This is a genomic window from Burkholderia lata (assembly GCF_902499025.1).
GTDB classification, from domain to species: Bacteria; Pseudomonadota; Gammaproteobacteria; order Burkholderiales; family Burkholderiaceae; genus Burkholderia; species Burkholderia lata_C.
Map to the genome: position 1 here is coordinate 67,431 of NZ_CABVPW010000035.1, position 22,952 is coordinate 90,382.

Here is a 22,952-nt window from a genome sequence, read left to right on the forward strand (position 1 = left end):
GAGCGCAGCTTATAACGCAGTTCAGCATAACTCATTGGATCGGCGGCCGGCGGCCGGAGTACGCTTCATCGGTCGTGGCGCGTGGGGCCGCAAGCGCGGCCCGCGACGCACTATGCTGGAAATGACGCGCGGCGTTGCGCCGCGTGACAGGAGACAAAACGTGACTACCCAACGCACGCTAGAAGGCGAATTCGATTACGTGATCGTCGGCGCGGGCACCGCGGGCTGCGTGCTCGCGAACCGTCTGACCGAGGATCCCGACATCCGCGTACTGCTGCTCGAGGCGGGCGGCAAGGACGACTATCACTGGATCCATATCCCGGTCGGCTATCTGTATTGCATCGGCAACCCGCGCACCGACTGGCTGTACAAGACGCAGCCCGAAGCGGCGCTCAACGGCCGTGCGCTGTCGTATCCGCGCGGCCGCGTGCTCGGCGGCTGCTCGTCGATCAACGGGATGATCTACATGCGCGGCCAGCGCGAGGATTACGACAGCTGGGCGCAGGAAACCGGCGACGCCGGCTGGTCGTGGGACAGCGTGCTGCCGATCTTCAAGCGCAGCGAGGATCATCATGCGGGCGAGAGCGACGCGCACGGCGCGGGCGGTTACTGGCGCGTCGAGAAGCAGCGGCTGCGCTGGGAGATCCTCGAATCGTTCGCGCAGGCCGCGCAGCAGACGGGCATCCCGGCAACCGACGATTTCAACCGCGGCGACAATTCCGGGGTCGGCTATTTCGAGGTGAACCAGAAGCGCGGCGTGCGCTGGAATACGTCGAAGGCATTCCTGCGGCCCGCGATGGCACGCCCGAACCTGACCGTGATCACCGGCGCGCAGGCGCAGCGCGTGATCTTCGACGGGCGGCGCGCGGTGGGCGTCGAATACCACGGCGGCGGCACCGATTACGTCGCGCGGGCGCGCTCGGAGGTGCTGCTGACGTCCGGCGCCGTGAATTCGCCGCAACTGCTCGAACTGTCGGGTATCGGCGACGGCCGGCGGCTGCAGGCGCTCGGCATCGACGTCGTGCAGGATCTGCCGGGCGTCGGCGAAAACCTGCAGGATCACCTGCAATTGCGGATGGCATTTCGCGTCGAAGGCGTGCGCACGCTCAACACGCTGTCCGCGCACTGGTGGGGCAAGCTGATGATCGGCGCCGAATATGCGTTGCTGCAGCGCGGGCCGATGTCGATGGCGCCGTCGCAGCTCGGCGCGTTCGCGAAATCCGATCCGGACGATCCGGCGCTCACGCGCCCCGATCTCGAATACCACGTGCAGCCGCTGTCGCTCGAACGCTTCGGCGAGCCGCTGCACAGCTTCAACGCATTTACGGCGTCCGTGTGCCATCTGCGGCCGACGTCGCGCGGCAGCGTGCATATTGCGAGCGCCGATCCGGGCGCGGCACCCGCGATCGCGCCGAACTACCTGTCGACCGACCACGATCGCCACGTCGCCGCGAACGCGCTGCGGCTCACGCGCCGGATCGCGTCCGCGCCGGCGCTCGCACGCTATCGTCCCGAGGAAATCCTGCCGGGCCTGCAGTACCGGAGCGAAGCGGAGCTGATCGAGGCGGCCGGCGCCGTCGGCACGACGATCTTCCATCCGGTCGGCACCTGCCGGATGGGGCGTGCCGACGATGAGCGCGCGGTGGTCGACAGCCGGCTGCGCGTGCGCGGCATCGCCGGGCTGCGGATCGTCGATGCATCGGTGATGCCGTGCATTACATCGGGCAACACCAATTCGCCGACGCTGATGATCGCCGAGCGCGCGAGCGACATGATCCGTGCCGATCGCCGCGCGGCGCGCGAAGCGACGACGGTGCGCACGGAGGCCGCGGTGACAGCCGCGTGACGGAGCGCTGACGCGCACGACAGCGGGCCGTCATGATGACGTCCGCTGATTCGCTATGCGAAACAAGCTGCCGTTGCAGAACCGGTGCCGATGGCGCCGATTGCATCGGTTAGCCGACGAGATCCATGCAAGCCGTGCAGCCGCACGGCTTTTTTGTTGCGTGCCTGCCGGCCCGTGCGGAGGGCAACGGACGATGATGCACGTGTCAAAAAAACGGCGTGAAAAACCGTGCACAGCCGCGTGCGACATGGCGGCCAGCCCTATAAGTGCAAATCCCGATGATTGCACTGCACCAACGGCGAGACAATGTGGCGCAGTGTGCATACGCGTCGGCGCGGGAGACCACCCTCGAGGCGTAACACGGCGCCCGGGGCAGCCTGCTTATCCGCTGACCTGTTTCGCGGCCGCTTCGCGCGAATCTTCCCGGTGCTTCGCCTGACTTCGTACGGAAGGGAACATGATTCTCGGCGACACGATTCTGGAAACACGCGGACTGACCAAGGAATTCAGGGGTTTCACGGCCGTCAACGGCGTGAACCTGCGTGTGCGTCGCGGTGCGATCCATGCGTTGATCGGACCGAACGGCGCGGGCAAGACCACCTGTTTCAACCTCCTCACCAAGTTCCTGACGCCGACGGCCGGCCAGATCGTCTTCAACGGCATCGACATCACCGACGAGCGGCCCGCGCAGGTTGCGCGGCGCGGCATCATCCGCTCGTTCCAGATCTCGGCGGTCTTCCCGCACCTGACCGCGCTGCAGAACGTGCGCATCGGCCTGCAGCGCGCGCTCGGCACCGAATTCCATTTCTGGCGCAGCGAACGCACGCTGAAGCGGCTCGACGATCGCGCGATGGACCTGCTCACGCAGGTCGGACTCACCGATTTCGCGCAGGTGCCGACCGTCGAACTCGCGTACGGCCGCAAGCGCGCGCTGGAAATCGCGACCACGCTCGCGATGGAGCCCGAACTGATGCTGCTCGACGAGCCCACGCAGGGGATGGGCCACGAGGACGTCGATCGCGTGACCGCACTGATCAAGAAGGTCGCGAGCGGCCGCACGATCCTGATGGTCGAGCACAACATGAACGTGATCGCGGGCATCTCCGACACGATCACCGTGCTGCAACGCGGCGAGGTGCTGGCCGAAGGCTCGTATGCGGAAGTGTCGAAGAATCCGCTCGTCATCGAGGCCTACATGGGCAGTGCCGACGCGGCGCTCGCGGGGGCGCACGCATGAAGCACAGCGAACGGGAGGAACGCGAATTGAGCGGCGTCGAAAGCGGTACGCCCGCGCTGGAGATCACGGGCCTGGAGGCCTGGTACGGGGAATCCCACATATTGCACGGTGTCGACCTGACGGTGCATCGCGGCGAGGTCGTCACGCTGCTCGGCCGCAACGGCGCGGGCCGCACGACGACGTTGCGCGCGATCATGGGCCTCACGGGGCGTCGCAGCGGGTCGATCAAGGTCGCGGGCAACGAGACGATCGGCCTGGCGACGCACCGCATCGCGCATTACGGCATCGGTTACTGCCCGGAGGAGCGCGGGATTTTCTCGAGCCTGTCGTGCGAGGAGAACCTGATGTTGCCGCCGCTGATCGGGCCGCGCGAGCACGCGATGCCGATCGACGAGATCTACGCGATGTTCCCGAACCTCGCGTCGCGCCGGCAGAGCCAGGGCACGCGGCTGTCCGGCGGCGAGCAGCAGATGCTCGCGGTCGCGCGGATCCTGCGCACCGGCGCGAACCTGCTGCTGCTCGACGAGATTTCCGAAGGCCTCGCACCGGTGATCGTGCAGGCGCTGGCGCGGATGATCGTCGCGCTGAAGGCGCGCGGCTACACGATCGTGATGGTCGAACAGAATTTCCGCTTCGCCGCGCCGCTCGCCGACCGGTTCTACGTGATGGAGCACGGCAGCATCGTCGAACATTTCCAGGCGGCCGAACTGGAAAGCAAGATGCCGACCCTGCACGACCTGCTCGGGGTGTGACGCCGCCCCGTTTCCCTTGCCGCTAGCCGTGGCGGCCCTCGAACAACCACAACGCATCAGAACAACAGGAGACGTCAATGAAAATGAAGACCCTCGCACACGCCTGTCTCGCACTCGCGACTGCCGCGTTCACCGCCGGCGCCGCGCAGGCCGCGGATACCGTGAAGATCGGCTTCATCACCGACATGTCAGGGCTTTACGCGGATATCGACGGGCAGGGCGGCCTCGAGGCGATCCGCATGGCAGTGGCCGACTTCGGCGGCAAGGTACTGGGCAAGCCGATCGAGGTCGTCTATGCCGATCACCAGAACAAGGCCGACATCGCCGCGTCGAAGGCGCGCGAATGGATGGACCGCGGCGGGCTCGACCTGCTGGTCGGCGGCACGAACTCCGCCACCGCGCTGTCGATGAACCAGGTCGCGGCCGAGAAGAAGAAGGTCTACATCAACATCGGCGCGGGCGCCGACACGCTCACCAACGAGCAGTGCACGCCGTACACGGTCCACTACGCATACGACACGATGGCGCTCGCGAAGGGCACCGGTTCGGCGGTGGTGAAGCAGGGCGGCAAGACGTGGTTCTTCCTGACCGCCGACTATGCGTTCGGCAAGGCGCTCGAGAAGAACACGTCGGATGTCGTGAAGGCGAACGGCGGCCAGGTGCTCGGTGCGGTGCGCCATCCGCTGTCGGCGTCGGATTTCTCGTCGTTCCTGCTGCAGGCGCAATCGTCGAAGGCGCAGATCCTCGGCCTCGCGAACGCCGGCGGCGACACGATCAACGCGATCAAGGCCGCGAAGGAATTCGGCATCACGAAGACGATGAAGCTCGCTGCGCTGCTGATGTTCATCGACGACGTGCACAGCCTCGGCCTCGAGACGACGCAGGGCCTCGTGCTGACCGACAGCTGGTACTGGAATCGCGACGCGGCGTCGCGCCAGTGGGCGCAGCGCTACTTCGGCAAGATGAAGAAGATGCCGTCGAGCCTGCAGGCGGCCGACTACTCGTCGGTGACGACCTACCTGAAGGCGGTGCAGGCCGCAGGCACGACCGACTCCGACAAGGTGATGGCCGAGCTGAAGAAGATCAAGATCAACGACTTCTACGCGAAGGGCTACATCCGCACGGACGGCAGCATGATCCACGACATGTACCTGATGGAAGTGAAGAAGCCGTCGGAATCGAAGGAGCCGTGGGATTACTACAAGGTGCTCGCGACGATTCCGGGCGAGCAGGCGTTCGCGACCAAGCAGGAATCGCGCTGCGCGCTGTGGAAGTAAGCAGGGCGTAGCGGCGCGCGCGGGCGCGCCGCTCGGTGGCGGCTGCAGCGATGTGCCCGCTGCGCCGCCCGCGTACGCGACGCACGAAGGTTGCGTGCGCAACGAAACTCATTCTGACGGCTAAGTCGATGGAAATCTTTGGCATTCCGTTGCCGGCGATGCTGAGCCAGTTGCTGCTCGGGCTCGTCAACGGCTCGTTCTACGCGATCCTGAGCCTCGGGCTCGCGGTGATCTTCGGGCTGCTCAACGTGATCAACTTCGCGCACGGCGCGTTGTTCATGCTGGGCGCGATGCTCGCGTGGATGGGCCTGTCGTATTTCGGGCTGCCGTACTGGGCGATGCTCGTGATCGCGCCGCTGGTGGTCGGCGCGTTCGGGATCGTGATCGAGCGCTCGATGCTGCGCTGGCTGTACAAGCTCGATCACCTGTACGGGCTGCTGCTCACGTTCGGGCTCACGCTGGTCGTCGAAGGCGTGTTCCGGTCGATCTACGGCTCGTCGGGCCAGCCGTACGACGTGCCGTCGCAGCTGTCCGGCGCGACCAACCTCGGCTTCATGTTCCTGCCGAACTACCGCGCGTGGGTGGTCGTCGCGTCGCTCGCGGTGTGTCTCGTGACGTGGTTCGTGATCGAGAAGACGCGTCTCGGCGCCTACCTGCGCGCGGGCACCGAGAACCCGAAGCTCGTCGAGGCGTTCGGCGTGAACGTGCCGATGATGATCACGCTCACCTACGGCTTCGGCGTCGCGCTCGCCGCGTTCGCGGGCGTGCTGGCCGCGCCGGTGATCCAGGTGTCGCCGCTGATGGGCCAGCCGATGATCATCACCGTGTTCGCGGTGGTCGTGATCGGCGGGATGGGCTCGATCCTCGGCTCGATCGTCACGGGCCTGCTGCTCGGCGTGATCGAAGGCTTCACGCGCGTGTTCTATCCCGAAGCATCGGCCACCGTCGTGTTCGTGATCATGGCGATCGTGCTGCTGTTCCGCCCGGCGGGCCTCTTCGGCAAGGAAAAATGATGCAGAGAAAAGTGCTTTACGGCGTGCTGCTCGCCGCACTGCTCGCCGCGCCGTTCATCGGCGCGTACCCGGTGTTCGTGATGAAGGTGCTGACGTTCGCGCTGTTCGCGGCCGCGTTCAACCTGCTGATCGGCTATACGGGGCTGCTGTCGTTCGGTCATGCGATGTTTCTCGCGACCGCCGGCTATGCGACCGGCTATTCGATGCAGACGCTCGGTTTCACGCCGGAGCTCGGCGTGCTCGCCGGTACCGTGGCCGCGACGCTGCTCGGGCTCGTCGTGGGGCTGTTCGCGATCCGGCGGCAGGGCATCTACTTCGCGATGATCACGCTCGCGTTCGCGCAGATGGTCTACTTCATCTACCTGCAGGCACCGTTCACGCACGGAGAGGACGGACTGCAGGGCGTGCCGCGCGGCCACCTGTTCGGGCTGCTCGACCTGTCGAACGACGTCGCGCTGTACTACGTCGTGCTGGCGGTCGTCGTGGCCGCGTGCGCGTTCATCGTGCGAGTCGTGCATTCGCCGTTCGGCCAGGTGCTCGTCGCGATCAAGGAGAACGAAGCGCGCGCGATCTCGCTCGGCTACGACACCGACCGCTTCAAGCTGCTCGCGTTCATCCTGTCCGCGGGTATCGCGGGGCTGGCCGGTTCGCTGAAGGTGCTCGTGCTCGGCTTCGAGACGCTGTCGGACGCGTACTGGACGATGTCGGGCCTCGTCGTGCTGATGACGCTCGTCGGCGGGATGGGCACGCTGTTCGGGCCGCTGCTGGGCGCGGCGCTGATCGTTGCACTGGAAGACCGGCTCGGCGACATCGGCGAATGGCTCGCATCGACGACGGGCGTCGCGTGGTTCCATTCGCTCGGCGAATCGGCGACGATCGTCACGGGGCTGATCTTCATCGCGTGCGTGCTCGCGTTCCGGCGTGGCATCGTCGGCGAGATGGTCGCGCGGATCAAGCCGCTCAGGGCGTCCTGAATGCTTGCGGCGCGCGTCATGGCGGGTTGATGCGAAGCACCATCCGGTGTGCTCCGGAAGGGCGCGTCACCGGGCTCGGGCCGGCGCCGCGCGGCTGGCTGCTGCCCCATTTTCGTGCGGCGATGCACCATAGGGGTAAATGCTAAGTTGTCGCAGTGTGAAAGGTAATTTAATCTTCGTCTCAGTTCTGATGCACCGCGAAACGAATTTGCAGGTGGAGAACGAGGAGACAATCGAGGCACAAAGTGCCCGGACCCCAAAGCGCTGTTGGACGGAATCCAACAGCGCTTTTTCATTTGCGTGCACGGATTTTCGCCGGTGGTGCATCGGCCTGCTCAGTGGCCGTATCCCGCGTTTGCGTTCGCACCGCGTTTCTTCCGCGATTCTTCCGCGCTTCGCCGCGTCCCTCCGTTTTCCCGTTTCCCATCATTCATTCGTTCGCAGACGACGCTCAGCCGTGCGCTGGCCGTTCGGGCTAACCCGGTTGGCGTGCGCAAAACGCGTCCGTTACACTCGGCTTTCGCCGACCGCGCGGTCGGGAAAATCGGTCGGCAGTTCTCCTACAAGCAGAATGCAGAAGAGGGAGTACGGTTGGATGAGCAGCGCAGGACGATGGTTCGGGGCAGGAAGGGCGGCTGGTGCCGTTCGTTCGTCGTGGGGTGGCCCTGTTGTTGCCGAGGCCTTCCCGAGCCGTCCTGCGGCCTGTAGGCACGTTCCGGTGCCATCGCCGGTCGTTGCGTGCGCATCCGTATCGGGTTTCAGATCTGCATGCGCATGAGCGGCCGGCTTCCCGATCGTGCGCCGCTCGCGGGCCTGGCCGTATCGGGCCGGATCGACGTGCCTTTCCTTGATCGTTGCGCATGCATCGATTGCCCGCACGATTCCGCATTTCTCCGCTTATTTCTCCGCTTATTTCTCCGCTTTCTTCATCCTGACGACACCGCTGCTGCGCATCGTGACGGTCGAACGACCGTTTCGACCGACAGCCGGTGCGTCCGCGCGCGGTGCCGTCCGGGCGCCGTCGCGGGTGCGGTGTTTCACGGGAAAACGAGCGTAGGCGTGGCAAGGCGAGATAGTTAAATTATTAACTTGTTTTGGGGACCGGGAGCCGCCCGAGCGACCCGTGGCTTTTTCGAGCAGCGTTTGGAGACAACGTAAATGAAGATGAATCGATGGATGGAGGCCGTGCTCGCCGCGGGCCTCGTGTGCGCGGCGGCAACGGCGTCGGCGCAGGTGAAGATCGGCGTGACGCTGTCGGCCACCGGGCCGGCCGCGTCGCTCGGGATTCCGGAAAAGAACACGATCGCGCTGCTGCCGAAGGAAATCGCGGGCAAGAGCGTGCAGTACATCGTGCTCGACGACGCATCCGATACGAGCCGCGCGGTGCAGAACGTGCGCAAGCTGATCGACGAGGACCACGTCGACGCGATCATCGGTTCGTCCGTCACGCCGAACTCGCTCGCGATGCTCGACCCGGTCTCGCAAGGCAAGACGCCGACGATCTCGCTCGCGGCGAGCGCCCAGATCATCGCGCCGATGGATGCGAAGCGCGCATGGATGTTCAAGGTGCCGCAGAACGACCAGCTGATGGCCGACGCGATCGCCGGCTACATGGCGAAGCACGGCGTGAAGACGGTCGGCTTCATCGGCTTCGCCGATGCGTACGGCGACAGCTGGTACAACACGTTCAACGCGGCGGCCGCGAAGAACGGCCTGAAGGTCGTGTCGAACGAACGCTACAACCGCACCGACGCGTCGGTGATGGGGCAGGTGCTGAAGCTGATGGGCTCGAATCCCGATGCGGTGCTGATCGCCGGCTCGGGTACGCCGGCGGCGCTGCCGGCGAAGACGCTGAAGGAGCGGGGCTACAAGGGCAAGGTGTACCAGACGCACGGCGTCGCGAACAACGACTTCCTGCGCGTGTGCGGCAAGGACTGCGAAGGCGAGATCCTGCCGGCCGGCCCGGTGCTCGTGACCGACCAGCTGCCCGATTCGAACCCGGTGAAGAAGCCGGCGCTCGGCTACAAGGCCGCGTACGAGAAGGCGTACGGCGCGGGCTCGCTGGCGACGTTCGGCGGCCACGCGTGGGACGCGGGGCTGCTGCTGCAGCGTGCGATTCCGGACGCGCTGAAGAAGGGCCAGCCCGGCACCGAGGCGTTCCGCGAGGCGCTGCGCGCGTCGATCGAGAACGTGAAGGACCTGCCCGTGTCGCACGGCGTGATCAACATGACGCCGACCGACCACAACGGCTTCGACACGCGTGCGCGCGTGATGGTGCAGATCGTCGACGGCAAGTGGAAGCTGCAGGCCGAGTAAGCATCACGTGAAACCGGCATGCGCGGCGCGAATGGCGCCGTGCATGCCGTCGGCAGGGTGCCGGCCCGACGGGCCGCGCCCGTGCCCATGCCGTATGGAACCACCGGGCCCGCCGCGTGGCGCCTGACGCGCCGATCGTGCCGTCCATGCGCCCCGGCCGTTCCCGTCTTTCGTTTCTCCGCAGCATTCTCGATACACGAAACGTATGGATCTCTCGATTGCAGCGATCCTCGCGCAAGACGGCATCACGACCGGCGCCATTTATGCATTGCTGTCGCTGGCGCTCGTGCTGGTGTTTTCCGTCACGCGGGTGATCTTCATTCCCCAGGGCGAATTCGTCGCCTACGGTGCGCTGACGCTTGCCGCGTTGCAGGCGCAGAAATTTCCCGCCACCTGCTGGCTGCTGTTCGTGATGGGCATCGCGTGCTTCCTGCTCGAAGTCGGCGGCCTGATCCGGCATCGCGAACGACGCCATCAGCTCGGCCGCACGCTCGCGACGCTCGGCAGCCGCTACGTCCTGCTGCCGCTCGCGGTGTTCGCGATCACGCGCAGCTTTGCTGCGCAGCCGCTGCCGATGCTCGCGCAGATCGCGCTGACGCTCGCGATCGTCGTGCCGATGGGTCCGTTCATCTACCGGCTCGTGTACCAGCCGATCGCCGAAGGCACGACGCTGCTGCTGCTGATCGTGTCGGTCGCCGTCCATTTCGCGATGGTCGGCCTCGGGCTCGTGATGTTCGGCGCGGAAGGTTCGCGCACCAACGGCTTCTCGGATGCGTCGCTGTCGATCGGCAGCATGACCGTGTCGGTGCAGAGCATTCTGGTCGTCGTGACGGCGCTCGTGCTGATCGGCGCGCTCTACGTGTACTTCGGCCGCACGATCGCCGGCAAGGCGCTGCGCGCGACGTCGGTGAACCGGCTCGGCGCCAGGCTCGTCGGCATCGGCACGACCGAGGCAGGGCGGCTCGCGTTCACGTTCGCGGCGGGGCTCGGCGTGCTGTCCGGGATCCTCGTCGGCCCGCTGACGACGATCTACTACGACTCGGGCTTCCTGATCGGCCTGAAGGGTTTCGTCGGCGCGATCATCGGCGGGCTCGTCAGCTATCCGCTCGCGGCCGCCGGCTCGCTGCTCGTCGGCGTGCTCGAGTCGTATTCGTCGTTCTGGGCGAGCGCCTACAAGGAGGTGATCGTGTTCACGCTGATCATTCCGGTGCTGCTGTGGCGGAGCTTCGCCACGCCGCACGTGGAAGAGGAAGAGGAGTGACACGATGAAGACGATGGTACGCAACAAGACCTTCTGGGTGTTTCTCGTGGTGCTGTTCGCGCTGCCGGTGCTGCCCGGTGCGCTGCAGGTGCCGGAATACTGGATCACGCTGCTGAACTACATCGGCCTCTACGCGATCGTCGCGATCGGGCTCGTGCTGCTGACGGGCGTCGGCGGGATGACGAGCTTCGGGCAGGCCGCGTTCGTCGGCATCGGCGCGTATGCAACCGCGCTCCTGACGACGCGCTATGGCGTATCGCCGTGGCTCGCGCTGATCGTCGGCGTCGTGCTGACGGCGCTCGTCGCGCTCGTGCTTGGCGCGGTCACGATGCGGCTGTCCGGCCACTTCCTGCCGCTCGGCACGATCGCATGGGGCCTCGCGCTGTTCTACCTGTTCGGCAACCTCGAACTGCTCGGCAAGTACGACGGGATCAACGGGATTCCGGCGCTGAACCTGTTCGGCATCGAGCTCGAAAGCGGCCGCAGCCTGTACTTCCTGATCTGGGCCGTCGTGCTGGCCGCGATCGTGTCGGTGCAGAACCTGCTGAACAGCCGCCCGGGTCGCGCGATCCGCGCGCTGCGCGGCGGCGGTGTGATGGCCGAGGCAATGGGCGTGAACACCGCGTGGATGCGCGTCGTGATCTTCGTCTATGCAGCGGTGCTGGCGGCCGTGTCGGGCTTCCTGTACGCGCACCTGCAACGCGCGGTGAACCCGACGCCGTTCGGGCTGAACCACGGGATCGAGTTCCTGTTCATGGCGGTGGTCGGCGGCGTGTCGCACGTGTGGGGCGCGGTGCTCGGCGCAGCGATCCTGACCGTGCTGCAGGACTACCTGCAGACGCTGCTGCCGAAGCTGCTCGGCTCGGAGGGCAACTTCGAGATCATCGTGTTCGGCGTGCTGATGGTGCTGCTGCTGCAGTACGCGCGCCAGGGCGTGTGGCCGTTCGTTGCCAGGCTGTTCCCGCGCGGGCCGCGCGCGCATGTGCCCGAGCACGCCGATCCGCTGCCACAGCGCGCGAAACCGGCGGCCGGCGAGCCGCTGCTCGTCGTCGACAACGCACGCAAGCAGTTCGGCGGGCTCGTGGCCGTCAACGATGTCAGCTTCGACGTGAAAGCGGGGCAGATCATCGGGCTGATCGGCCCGAACGGCGCCGGCAAGTCGACCACGTTCAACCTGGTGACGGGCGTGCTGAAGCCGACGGGCGGCACGATCACGTTCCGTGGCGAGCGCATCGACGGGCTCACATCGCGCCAGATCGTCCGTCGCGGCATCGGCCGGACGTTCCAGCACGTGAAGCTGTTGCCGGCGATGACGGTGCTCGAGAACGTCGCGATCGGTGCGCACCTGCGCGGCCGCACGGGTGTGTGGCGCAGCGTCGCCCGGCTCAATGCCCATGAGGAAGCGCAGTTGCTGGCCGAGGCCGCACGCCAGATTCGCCGCGTCGGACTCGAAAAGCACATGTACGACGAAGCGGGCAGCCTCGCGCTGGGCCAGCAGCGGATTCTCGAAATTGCGCGGGCGCTGTGCTGCGACCCGACGCTGCTGCTGCTCGACGAGCCGGCCGCCGGGCTGCGTTACCAGGAGAAGCAGCAACTCGCCGACCTGCTGCGGCGGTTGAAGGCGGAAGGCATGAGCGTGTTGCTCGTGGAACACGACATGGATTTCGTGATGAATCTCACCGACCGGCTGGTGGTGATGGAGTTCGGCACGCGGATCGCGGAAGGGCTGCCGCAGGACGTGCAGCAGGATCCGGCGGTGCTCGAAGCATATCTGGGCGGGGTGGAGTGATGACGGACACGACGATGCCGATTCTCGAAGTGCGCGGGCTGGCCGTCCGGTACGGGAAGGTGGAGGCGCTGCACGGCGCGGCGATCAAGGTCGGAGCGGGGCAGATCGTCAGCGTGATCGGCCCGAACGGGGCCGGCAAATCGACGCTGCTGAACGCGATCATGGGCGCGTTGCCGGTGACCGGGCATGCGTCGGGTGCGGTCGTGTATCGCGGTCACGACGTCGGTGCATTGCCGGTCGAGCAGCGCGTCGCGCGCGGGATGTGTCTCGTGCCGGAAAAGCGGGAGCTGTTCAGCACGATGACGGTTGAGGACAACCTCGTGCTGGGCGCGTATCGGCGCAAGCAGGCCGGTGAAGCGAACTTCCTCGACCAGCTCGATCACGTGTTTGTGCTGTTTCCGCGGCTGAAGGAGCGGCGCAAGCAGGCGGCCGGCACGCTATCCGGCGGCGAGCGGCAGATGCTCGCGGTCGGCCGCGCACTGATGGGCAAGCCCGACTTGCTGATGCTCGACGAGCCGAGTCTCGGGCTGGCGCCGCTGATCGTGAAGGAGATCTTTCATATCATCAGCGCGTTGCGCGGTACGGGCGTGGCGACGCTGCTGATCGAGCAGAATGCGCGGGCTGCGCTGCAGATCTCCGACTATGGCTATGTACTGGAGACAGGCGAGTTTGCGCTGGAAGGGCCCGCAGCCGAACTCGCGCAGAACCCGCGTGTGATCGAAACGTACCTCGGGTTGGCTAAGAAAACGGCTTGATCGGTGGCGCGGTTGGTGGGAAACGGACGGCGTGTTTCACGTGAAACACGCCGTTTTTGTTTTTGGATTGAGATCTGACTCCGATGCATCGACGGTGAACAACCAGGGGATAAGTACCGGAGGAACAGTCAAAAGCTCTGTGCAGTGGCGGCGGGTGAGGTATCCACAGCGCAGGCGGCGATCCGGTGTGTCGTTCGGAGTTGGCTGCTGCTCGCTCCACAGACCGACGATGTGCCGAGTCACAGGGGATAAGTGCCGGACCAACAAGCGGAAGTTCTGTGGGGAGAGGGCGGGTGCAGTTGCACAGGGTGTTTCGCCAGGGTGATTGCGTGGGTCACAGGCGTCGAATAGGGGCGTGTTCCACGTGAAGCATCCGGGCAGGCGGTTCTTTGCACAGGCACAACGATGTGCGGCGGACGGCCCGAAAGCATTGCCGGAGCAGGCGCTGAGCCACAGATTCATCGGCGCATCGCTGAAAAATCGTCGAAATGCACAGACCCTACCAATCGGACGGCATTCGGGTGAAAAGCGAACCCGCTATAATTCGGCCCATACATTTCTCAGATAGGTTCGTGCGCAGTCCTGCGGACGGAATCCACCATGCTTTTTCCCACAGAATTTGACGTCATCGTCGTCGGTGGCGGTCATGCCGGCACGGAAGCCGCGCTGGCGTCCGCCCGCATGGGCGCGAAGACACTGCTGCTGACCCATAACATCGAAACGCTTGGGCAGATGAGCTGCAATCCGTCGATCGGCGGTATTGGCAAGGGCCATCTGGTCAAGGAGGTCGATGCGCTGGGCGGCGCAATGGCAGCCGCGACGGACGAGAGCGGTATTCAGTTCCGGATCCTCAATTCGTCGAAGGGTCCGGCGGTGCGCGCGACGCGTGCGCAGGCCGACCGCATCCTGTACAAGGCCGCGATCCGCCATCGGCTCGAGAACCAGCCGAACCTCTGGCTGTTCCAGCAGGCTGTCGACGACCTGATGGTCGAAGGCGACCGTGTGGTGGGCGCCGTCACGCAGATCGGCATCCGCTTCCGCGCCCGCGCGGTCGTGCTGACCGCCGGTACGTTCCTCGACGGCAAGATCCACGTCGGCCTGAACAACTACACGGGCGGCCGCGCGGGCGATCCGGCGGCCGTGTCGCTGTCGTCGCGCCTGAAGGAGCTGAAGCTGCCGCAGGGCCGCCTGAAGACCGGTACGCCGCCGCGTATCGACGGCCGTTCGATCGATTTCTCGCAGCTGACCGAACAGCCGGGCGATCTCGATCCGGTCCCCGTCTTCTCGTTCCTGGGCCGCGCGGAACAGCATCCGCGGCAGCTGCCGTGCTGGGTCACGCACACGAACGAGCGCACGCACGACATCATTCGTGGCGGCCTCGACCGTTCGCCTATGTATACAGGCGTGATCGAGGGCGTCGGGCCGCGCTATTGCCCGTCGATCGAGGACAAGATTCACCGGTTCGCGTCGAAGGAATCGCACCAGATCTTCCTGGAGCCGGAAGGGCTGACGACCAACGAGTTCTACCCGAACGGGATCTCGACGAGCCTGCCGTTCGACGTCCAGCTCGAGCTCGTGCACTCGATGCGCGGCCTCGAGAACGCGCATATCCTGCGCCCCGGCTATGCGATCGAGTACGACTACTTCGACCCGCGCGCGCTGAAGGCGTCGCTCGAGACGAAGGCGATCAACGGGCTGTTCTTTGCGGGCCAGATCAACGGCACGACCGGCTATGAAGAAGCGGCCGCGCAGGGTCTGCTGGCCGGCCTCAATGCGGGCCGCTACGTGCAGGAGAAGGACGCATGGTGCCCGCGCCGCGACCAGGCCTACCTTGGCGTGCTGGTCGACGATCTCGTGACGCGTGGCGTGGCCGAGCCGTACCGGATGTTCACGAGCCGTGCCGAGTATCGCTTGAGCCTGCGTGAAGACAATGCCGACATGCGCCTGACCGAGATGGGCCGCGAACTGGGGCTCGTCGACGACGCGCGCTGGGACGCATTCAGCCGGAAGCGCGACGCTGTTTCACGTGAAACCGAACGCCTGAAGTCGACGTGGGTCACGCCGAAGACGTTGCCGCCGGAAGAGGCGACCGCGCTCCTCGGCAAGGCGATCGACCATGAATACAGCCTCGCCGAGCTGCTGCGCCGTCCGGGTATCAGCTACGACGGCGTGTGTGGGCTGAAGGGCGGCGAATGCGGCCCCGCGGAGCCGCTGGCCGACGATCCGGTGCTGCTCGAGCAGATCAAGGAGCAGGTCGAGATTGGCATCAAGTATCAGGGCTATATCGAGCGCCAGGCATCGGAGATCGAACGCAACGACGCGAACGAGAATACGCGCCTGCCGGACGGTATCGATTACCGCGAAGTCCGTGGCCTGTCGTTCGAGGTGAGCCAGAAGCTCAACGAGTTCCGGCCGGAGACGATCGGGCAGGCATCGCGCATCTCGGGTGTCACGCCGGCAGCGATCTCGCTGCTGATGGTGCACCTGAAGCGCCGCGGCCTGGGTCGCCGTAATGGCACTGCCGAAGCGGCAACGGAGCAGGGGGACGGCACCGTCCCGACGCAACAATGACGGCGCGTCGCGCGCCGGCGGTTAATCGGGATGTACTGGAACAGATGCTCGTCGAAGGCACGACGGCGCTCGACCTCACCCTGACGGATGCACAACTCAACCAGCTGCTCGACTACGTCGCGCTGCTCGGCAAGTGGAACGCGGTCTACAACCTGACCGCGATCCGTGACCCGAAGCAGATGCTGATCCAGCACATCCTCGATTCGCTTTCCATCGTCCCGCATCTGCGTGGCCGTACATCGGCCCGCGTGCTCGACGTCGGTTCGGGTGGTGGGTTGCCGGGTATCGTGCTGGCGATCGTCGAGCCGGATTGGCAGGTCACGCTGAACGATATCGTGCAGAAGAAGTCTGCATTCCAGACTCAGATGCGCGCGGAGCTGAAGCTCGCGAACCTGTCGGTGGTCACCGGCCGGGTCGAATCGCTGCAGCCGGGTGTCGAAGTGCCGGAAAAATTCGACATGATCGTATCCCGCGCTTTCGCGGATCTGTCCGACTTCGTTAAACTTGCTCGACATCTGGTCGCGCCGGGCGGATCGATCTGGGCAATGAAGGGTGTTCACCCGGACGACGAGATTGCACGGTTGCCGGAAGGCAGCCGCGTCAAGCAGACGATACGGCTGGCGGTACCGATGCTCGATGCCGAACGGCATCTGATCGAAGTAGCCGTCGACGAGGCGAATTGAAGGGAAGGCGCGCAGTAGCGCGCCGTTTGTTTGAAGGTAAAGGGAACACACCAACGATGGCAAAGATCTTCTGCGTTGCGAACCAGAAGGGGGGCGTCGGCAAGACGACGACATCGGTCAATCTCGCCGCAAGCCTTGCAGCGCAGGAGCAACGAGTCCTGCTGATCGATCTCGACCCGCAGGGCAACGCGACGATGGGTAGCGGGATCGACAAGGCTGCCTGCGAAGCGACCGTGTACGAAGTGCTGGTCGACGGCGTATCGGTGACCGATGCGCGTATCCGCCCGGACGGCGTTACCTACGACGTGCTGCCCGCGAACCGCGAGCTGTCCGGTGCCGAGATCGAACTGATCAGCATCGACAACCGCGAGCGCCGGCTGAAGGCTGCGCTCGAGCACGTGGCCGACGACTACGACTTCGTGCTGATCGATTGCCCGCCGACGTTGTCGCTGCTGACGCTGAACGGGCTGTGTGCGGCGCATGGTGTCGTGATCCCGATGCAGTGCGAGTACTTCGCGCTGGAGGGGTTGTCGGACCTCGTCAACACGATCAAGCAGGTTCACGCGAACATGAACCGCGACCTGAAGATCATCGGCTTGCTGCGCGTGATGTTCGATCCGCGCATCACGCTGCAGCAGCAAGTCTCCGATCAACTGAAAGCGCACTTCGGCGACAAGGTGTTCGACGCGGTGATTCCGCGTAACGTGCGCCTGGCGGAAGCGCCGAGTTACGGGCTGCCGGGCGTCGTGTTCGACCGCAGCTCGCGCGGTGCGCAAGCGTATCTCCAGTTCGGTGCCGAGATGATCGACCGCGTTCGCGCGTTCGAGGTGTCGTGATCCGGACATGAGCGAAGCGAGGAAGAAAGACATGAACGCGGTACCAAAGAAGAAGGGCTTGGGACGTGGCCTCGAAGCGCTGCTCGGCGGCAGTGCCGATATCACCGAAGCGGTGAAGATCGAAGGGGCACCGAACACGCTCGCGCTCGGCAAGCTGCAGGCCGGCAAGTACCAGCCGCGGACGCGGATGGACGAAGGCAGCCTGCAGGAGCTCGCGGCAAGCATTCGCGCACAGGGCGTGATGCAGCCGATCCTGGTACGGCCCATTTCATCAGATAAATACGAGATCATCGCGGGTGAGCGCCGTTTCCGCGCGGCGCGCCTGGCCGGTCTCGATGAAGTGCCGGTGCTCGTGAAGGATGTGTCCGATCAGGCCGCCGCGGCAATGGCGCTGATCGAGAACATCCAGCGCGAGGATCTGAACCCGCTTGAAGAAGCGCACGGTATCCAGCGCTTGCTCGACGAGTTCGGTTTCACGCACGAACAGGCGGCCGAATCGGTCGGCCGTTCGCGCAGCGCGGTGTCGAACCTGTTGCGCCTGCTGAACCTGGCTTCGCCGGTGCAGACGATGCTGCTGGCTGGCGATCTCGACATGGGGCATGCGCGTGCGCTGCTCGCCGTCGATGCGGCCACGCAGATCACGCTCGCGCATCAGGTCGTCAACAAGCGCATGTCGGTGCGCGAGACCGAGAAGCTCGTCACGCATACGACGAAGGAAGCGCCGGCGGTGAAGGCGCGCGCGAAGGACGACGGCGGCCGCGATACGCGCCGTCTCGAGGAGGAGTTGTCTGACCTGCTCGCGTCGACCGTGAAGATCAAGCTCGGCCGCCGCGGGCGAGGGCAGGTGACGATCGACTTCGGCAACCTCGACGCACTCGAAGGCATTCTCGTGCGACTGCGCGGCAACGTCGCAACCGAAGAGTAAAGGGCGGCGCATGGGGGAGACGAACACACCGGCACTGCGCCGGTGGTTGGGTTGGCTTGCGCAGGAGCCCGTGCTATCGGTGCTTGCGCTTGGCCTGATTGTGCTGCAATGGGTGCGTCCGCAACCATTTTCCGTATTGGCCGAGCGCGTCGACTGGCAGACGGTCGCGACGCTCGCGGGCCTGCTGATGCTGACCAAGGCGCTCGAGTTGTCCGGCTGCCTGATGTGGCTCGCGCACCGCATCGTGCATCACGTGCATTCGGAACGCGGGCTCGCGCTGCTGCTCGTTGGGTTCGCCGCGTTGCTGTCGATGTGGCTCACCAACGACGTCGCGCTGTTCGTCGTCGTGCCGTTGATGGTGTCGCTGCGTGCGCTGACGCCGCTGCCGTTCCGGCGGCTCGTGATCGTCGTCGCGCTGGCCGTCAATGCGGGGTCCGTCGCGACGCCGCTCGGCAATCCCCAGAATCTCTTCCTGTGGCAATTGAGCGGCGTGTCGTTCGGCCGCTTCGTGGTCACGCTCGGGCCGCTCGCGATCGCGCTGATGGCGCTGCTGCTCGTGGTGACCGCATGCGCGTTTCGCGCGAAGCCGCTCGACCTGTCCGGCGACGTCGTCGCCATTCCCGTCCAACGCATGCACGCGCTGATCGCGGCGGTGCTGTTCGCGGCATTCGTGCTGCTCGCCGATGCGCACCATCCGTTGCCGGGCCTGGTTGCCGTCGCGATCATGCTGCTCGTCGTAAAACGTGACGCAGTCCTGAAGATCGACTGGCTGCTGCTGCTGATCTTCGTGCTGATGTTCGTCGTGCTGCGCAGCGCGGCTGCGCTGCCCGTCATCCATGACGCGATTGCGCATGCGCGTCTCGATTCACCGCTGCGCGTCTTCGCGGCCGGTGCCGTGCTGTCGCAGGGCATCAGCAACGTGCCGGCCGCGATCCTGCTGTCGGAGTTCACCCATGACTGGCGCGCGCTCGCGTTCGGTGTCTCGGTCGGCGGGTTCGGTTTCGCGATCGGCTCGCTGGCGAACCTGATCGCGGTGCGTCTCGCGAAGGAGCCGCGCATGTGGCTGCCGTTCCACCTGGTCTCGATTCCGTTCGCGCTCGTGAGCGCCGCACTCGGCGCGTGGCTGCTCGTTCACGGTTGAGTGATGCGGGTGCGCGTGGCACAGGTGTGTCATTCGGGGCGCGAGGAGGGCGCACAGCATTCGTGCTGATTGCGGACTGTTGATAAGTGCGGCAATTCACAGTCGATCGACTGTGGTGGCATGACAACTGATTGGATGTTTCGATGCGGCGGCGTCGGTTCGAATCCCGGGCATCCGGTGCGGCCTGGCGGTCATGGTGCTTCGCTTGTCCGGCGCCTCATGCCGGGCGCGAGCCGGGGCCGTGTCGCAGCCTGGATTTCAGGTGGCGATCGTGCTGCTCCGCCCGCGCCCGCGCCGGGCATCGTTTCCTCGCCATTCCCTCATCGCCGGATTTTTTCGAGCAAGAAATACCGGTGCAAGAAAGCGACCTTACAACTGTCATCGTACCTCGTCGAATCGCGGCTTTTTTCACATGATGAGGCGTCGTTTTACGCAGGTTTTTGTTGCGTCTAAAGCCTTGAATCACTTGCAACTATCGCTTACAATCGCCCGGATTTGTTAGCTAGGCACCCCTGAAAGCTTTCAGAAAGCTTGGGGTCGGGTTCAAGGATTTTGCGGAAGATTGCGATGGCGGGTCAGGCGCCGGACGACAGGCACGATGATCAGCGCACGCAACGCACCGCTTCGGCGGCCGGCGAGCGGCGCGAATTCGATGATGACTGGGATGCCGAGCAGCAAGATAACAACATCGTTCCGCTCACACGGGCAGAAGCCGAGAAGCTGTTCGGCCCGAACGTGAGCAAGCCCTCGCGCGTGACCCCCTATAAGGTGGTATTCGCGCAAGTGGTTCTGTCCCTGGTTGCAACGCTGGCGTGGTGGCTGTTTTCGAAGTCGCCGGGCGCCGCTGCGCAATCCGCGTTTCTGGGCGGAGCGATTGGCTGGGTGCCCAGTGCGTTGTTCGTGGCACGACTGAAGGCAGGTGGCTCGGCCACCGTGATGAGCTGGGTGATGGGCGAAGCCCTGAAGCTCGGCCTGACGATCGGGATGTTCGCAGCAGTGGCGTTCGGCTGGGCCGGCGTGCACTGGGTGCCGTTCCTCGTCACGTACCTCGTCGTGCTGAAGACGTACTGGATCGCGCTGGCCTGGCGGTAAGGAACAAGCAGCGTGCGGTTTCGACAACGAACCGCACCGGCCCGTTCCCGCAATAGCGTGTTGCGGAACTGGCAAAACGATTTTCGACAATTTGGGTGGCATTAACGATATGGCAGCTAGCGAAGGCACGCGTGGTCCGGATCCGTCCGAGTACATTGCGCACCACTTGCAGAATTTCTCCACCTCGCATCAGACGTCGATTTTCGACATCCACGTCTGGAATCTCGACACGCTGTTCTGGTCGATCGTTTGCGGCATCGTGACGATCCTCGTGCTGCGTCTGGCCGCCCGCAAGGCGACGTCGGGCGTGCCGGGCCGTTTCCAGTGCGCCATCGAGATGCTCGTCGAGATGGTCGAAGACCAATCGAAGGCCATCGTTCACGGCAATCGTACCTTCATCGCTCCGCTCGCGCTCACCGTGTTCGTGTGGGTCGCGCTGATGAACTCCCTCGACTTCCTGCCGGTCGACCTGCCGGGCCGCGTCATCGAGCTGCTCGGTCTGTCGAACGTAATTTCCCACCATCGCATCGTCCCGACGGCCGACCTGAACGGCACGCTCGGCATCGCGCTCGGCGTGTTCGTCCTGATGATCTACTACAGCATCAAGATCAAGGGCGCGGGCGGCTTTGTGCATGAGCTGCTGTCGGCACCGTTTGGCGCCCACCCGCTGCTGTGGATCCCGAACCTCGCGCTCAACATCGTCGAATATCTCGCGAAGACCGTCTCCCTCGGTATGCGGCTGTTCGGCAACATGTACGCGGGTGAGCTGTTGTTCCTGTTGATCGCCCTGCTCGGCAGCATGTGGAGCTTCGGTGGCGACGCAACGTTCCTCGGCTTCGTTGGCCACGTGATCGCGGGCAGCGTCTGGGCAATCTTCCACATCCTGATTGTTCTGTTGCAGGCATTCATTTTCATGATGCTGACGCTGGTGTATCTCGGCCAGGCGCACGACAAGCACTAAGCGCGGCGTGCAAGAAAGAGTTTCCGTTTTAGTTTTTTAAATCTCAGTTCCAAGTCTTTTCACAAAGGAGTGATCATGCAAGCTTACATCGCCAACATCCAGGGTCTGACCGCCATCGGTATCGGCATCATCATCGGCCTGGGTGCAATCGGCGCCTGTATCGGTATCGCGCTGATGGGTGGTAAGTACATCGAAGCCTGCGCACGTCAGCCGGAACTCATCAACCCGCTGCAAACGAAGATGTTCCTGCTGGCTGGTCTGATCGACGCGGCATTCCTGATCGGCGTGGGTGTTGCAATGCTGTTCGCGTTCGCGAACCCGCTCCTGTCGAAGCTCGTCGCAGGCTAAGGTTTCTCGGAAACATGCGTCCGGCGCAAGCCGGCGCAGGGCGGAACGGAGACTTGGGGCGCTGATCGAATGCAACTCGATGAGCGCCTTACCGTTTCATTTTTCCGGAATAGCAGATAAGGAAACACCGTGAATCTCAACGCAACTCTGTTTGCGCAAATGGTCGTGTTCCTGGTCCTCGCGTGGTTCACGATGAAATTCGTGTGGCCGCCGTTGATCAACGCCCTCGACGAACGTTCGAAGAAGATCGCCGACGGCCTCGCCGCCGCCGAGAAGGGCAAGGCAGAACTCGACGCAGCGCACAAGCGCGTGGACCAGGAACTCGCGCAGGCCCGCAATGACGGCCAGCAGCGCATCGCCGACGCTGAAAAGCGTGCCCAGGCGGTCGCCGAGGAAATCAAGTCCAACGCCCAGGCTGAAGCCGCCCGCATCATCGCCCAGGCGAAGGCGGAAGCAGAACAGCAAATCGTGAAGGCGCGCGAAGCGCTGCGTGGCGAAGTCGCTACGCTGGCCGTGAAGGGCGCCGAGCAGATCCTGAAGCGCGAAGTCGATCAAACGGCCCACGCCCAACTGCTGAATCAACTGAAAGCCGAGCTCTGATCATGGCCGAACTTGCAACCATCGCCCGCCCTTACGCAGAAGCGCTGTTCCGCGTGGCCGAGGGCGGTGACATCGCCGCCTGGTCCACGCTCGTGCAAGAGCTGGCCCAGGTTGCGCGTCTGCCGGAAGTGCTGTCGGTCGCGTCGAGCCCGAAGGTGACGCGCACGCAAGTAGCCGAGTTGCTGCTTGCTGCGGTGAAGTCGCCGCTCGGTGCTGGCGCCGAAGCGAAGAACTTCGTGCAGATGCTGGTCGACAATCATCGCATCGCGCTGCTGCCGGAAATCGCAGAGCAGTTCGAGGCGCTCAAGAACGAACGTGAAGGTGCAGCCGACGCCGAGATCGTGAGCGCGTTCCCGCTGAACGGCACGGATCTCGAGAGTCTCGTCTCGGGCCTCGAACGCAAGTTCAAGCGCAAGCTGAAACCGACGGTCGCAGTCGATTCGTCGCTGATTGGCGGCGTGCGCGTGACGGTCGGCGACGAAGTGCTCGACACCTCGGTTCGCGCGCGCCTCGCATCGATGCAGGCTGCGTTGACCGCCTGAGCGCCACGCCGGCACGCAACAGAATTGACTATC

Annotated in this window: 20 protein-coding genes; all 20 read left to right on the forward strand. The window is 64.7% G+C overall.

Annotated features, from left to right (window positions below; all coding sequences use genetic code 11):
* The first annotated feature begins 160 nt into the window (after positions 1-160).
* The 20 genes from BDI24065_RS30005 (at position 161) to BDI24065_RS30100 (ending at position 22,919) form a co-directional block, all read left to right on the forward strand.
* A complete protein-coding gene (locus BDI24065_RS30005) occupies positions 161-1,846 on the forward strand; it encodes a GMC family oxidoreductase (protein WP_175034296.1) in 1,686 nt (561 codons plus the stop codon).
* Positions 1,847-2,303: 457 nt separating this feature from the next.
* Positions 2,304-3,083: an ABC transporter ATP-binding protein gene (locus tag BDI24065_RS30010; protein WP_021160426.1), complete on the forward strand. Its 780-nt coding sequence runs from the start codon at positions 2,304-2,306 to the stop codon at positions 3,081-3,083.
* Positions 3,080-3,835: an ABC transporter ATP-binding protein gene (locus BDI24065_RS30015; protein ID WP_039351472.1), complete on the forward strand. Its 756-nt coding sequence runs from the start codon at positions 3,080-3,082 to the stop codon at positions 3,833-3,835. The genes BDI24065_RS30010 and BDI24065_RS30015 overlap by 4 nt, the downstream gene beginning before the upstream one ends.
* A 77-nt stretch (positions 3,836-3,912) precedes the next feature.
* A complete protein-coding gene (locus BDI24065_RS30020) occupies positions 3,913-5,112 on the forward strand; it encodes an ABC transporter substrate-binding protein (RefSeq protein ID WP_175034297.1) in 1,200 nt (399 codons plus the stop codon).
* 128 nt (positions 5,113-5,240) lie between these two features.
* On the forward strand, positions 5,241-6,125 hold the full coding sequence (locus tag BDI24065_RS30025) for a branched-chain amino acid ABC transporter permease (protein ID WP_043184865.1): 885 nt from the start codon (positions 5,241-5,243) through the stop codon (positions 6,123-6,125).
* On the forward strand, positions 6,125-7,099 hold the full coding sequence (locus tag BDI24065_RS30030; RefSeq protein WP_175034298.1) for a branched-chain amino acid ABC transporter permease: 975 nt from the start codon (positions 6,125-6,127) through the stop codon (positions 7,097-7,099). The genes BDI24065_RS30025 and BDI24065_RS30030 overlap by 1 nt, the downstream gene beginning before the upstream one ends.
* 1,158 nt (positions 7,100-8,257) lie before the next feature.
* Positions 8,258-9,415, forward strand: a complete 1,158-nt coding sequence (locus tag BDI24065_RS30035; RefSeq protein WP_175034299.1) for an ABC transporter substrate-binding protein — start codon at positions 8,258-8,260, stop codon at positions 9,413-9,415.
* A 205-nt stretch (positions 9,416-9,620) separates the two neighbouring features.
* Positions 9,621-10,676 carry a branched-chain amino acid ABC transporter permease gene (locus BDI24065_RS30040; RefSeq protein ID WP_175034300.1) on the forward strand — a complete coding sequence of 352 codons (1,056 nt, stop codon included), beginning with the start codon at positions 9,621-9,623 and terminating at the stop codon, positions 10,674-10,676.
* Positions 10,677-10,680: 4 nt separating this feature from the next.
* Complete coding sequence (locus BDI24065_RS30045) at positions 10,681-12,465, forward strand: branched-chain amino acid ABC transporter ATP-binding protein/permease (protein WP_175034301.1); 1,785 nt, start codon at positions 10,681-10,683, stop codon at positions 12,463-12,465.
* Complete coding sequence (locus BDI24065_RS30050; RefSeq protein ID WP_175034302.1) at positions 12,465-13,220, forward strand: ABC transporter ATP-binding protein; 756 nt, start codon at positions 12,465-12,467, stop codon at positions 13,218-13,220. The genes BDI24065_RS30045 and BDI24065_RS30050 overlap by 1 nt, the downstream gene beginning before the upstream one ends.
* A 600-nt stretch (positions 13,221-13,820) precedes the next feature.
* Positions 13,821-15,791: a tRNA uridine-5-carboxymethylaminomethyl(34) synthesis enzyme MnmG gene (gene mnmG / locus BDI24065_RS30055; RefSeq protein WP_175034303.1), complete on the forward strand. Its 1,971-nt coding sequence runs from the start codon at positions 13,821-13,823 to the stop codon at positions 15,789-15,791.
* Positions 15,788-16,474, forward strand: coding sequence for a 16S rRNA (guanine(527)-N(7))-methyltransferase RsmG (gene rsmG / locus BDI24065_RS30060; protein ID WP_175034304.1), 687 nt, complete (start codon positions 15,788-15,790; stop codon positions 16,472-16,474). The genes mnmG and rsmG overlap by 4 nt, the downstream gene beginning before the upstream one ends.
* Before the next feature lie 56 nt (positions 16,475-16,530).
* On the forward strand, positions 16,531-17,310 hold the full coding sequence (locus BDI24065_RS30065; protein ID WP_027788714.1) for a ParA family protein: 780 nt from the start codon (positions 16,531-16,533) through the stop codon (positions 17,308-17,310).
* A gap of 31 nt (positions 17,311-17,341) precedes the next feature.
* Positions 17,342-18,235 carry a ParB/RepB/Spo0J family partition protein gene (locus BDI24065_RS30070; protein WP_027788713.1) on the forward strand — a complete coding sequence of 298 codons (894 nt, stop codon included), beginning with the start codon at positions 17,342-17,344 and terminating at the stop codon, positions 18,233-18,235.
* A 10-nt stretch (positions 18,236-18,245) separates the two neighbouring features.
* Positions 18,246-19,376 (forward strand): SLC13 family permease, encoded by a 1,131-nt coding sequence (locus BDI24065_RS30075; RefSeq protein WP_175034305.1) that lies wholly within the window; start codon positions 18,246-18,248, stop codon positions 19,374-19,376.
* Positions 19,377-19,943: 567 nt separating this feature from the next.
* The gene (locus BDI24065_RS30080; protein WP_174916784.1) at positions 19,944-20,468 is read left to right on the forward strand and encodes an ATP synthase subunit I; all 525 of its coding nucleotides are present in this window, start codon (positions 19,944-19,946) and stop codon (positions 20,466-20,468) included.
* A gap of 109 nt (positions 20,469-20,577) precedes the next feature.
* Positions 20,578-21,429: a F0F1 ATP synthase subunit A gene (gene atpB / locus BDI24065_RS30085; RefSeq protein WP_174960089.1), complete on the forward strand. Its 852-nt coding sequence runs from the start codon at positions 20,578-20,580 to the stop codon at positions 21,427-21,429.
* 75 nt (positions 21,430-21,504) lie between these two features.
* Positions 21,505-21,777, forward strand: coding sequence for a F0F1 ATP synthase subunit C (atpE, locus tag BDI24065_RS30090; protein WP_021160442.1), 273 nt, complete (start codon positions 21,505-21,507; stop codon positions 21,775-21,777).
* A gap of 129 nt (positions 21,778-21,906) precedes the next feature.
* Positions 21,907-22,377, forward strand: a complete 471-nt coding sequence (locus BDI24065_RS30095) for a F0F1 ATP synthase subunit B (RefSeq protein WP_011350523.1) — start codon at positions 21,907-21,909, stop codon at positions 22,375-22,377.
* A gap of 2 nt (positions 22,378-22,379) precedes the next feature.
* Entirely contained in the window at positions 22,380-22,919 is a 540-nt protein-coding gene (locus BDI24065_RS30100) for a F0F1 ATP synthase subunit delta (protein ID WP_069246773.1), read from the forward strand.
* The last annotated feature ends 33 nt before the right edge of the window (positions 22,920-22,952 follow it).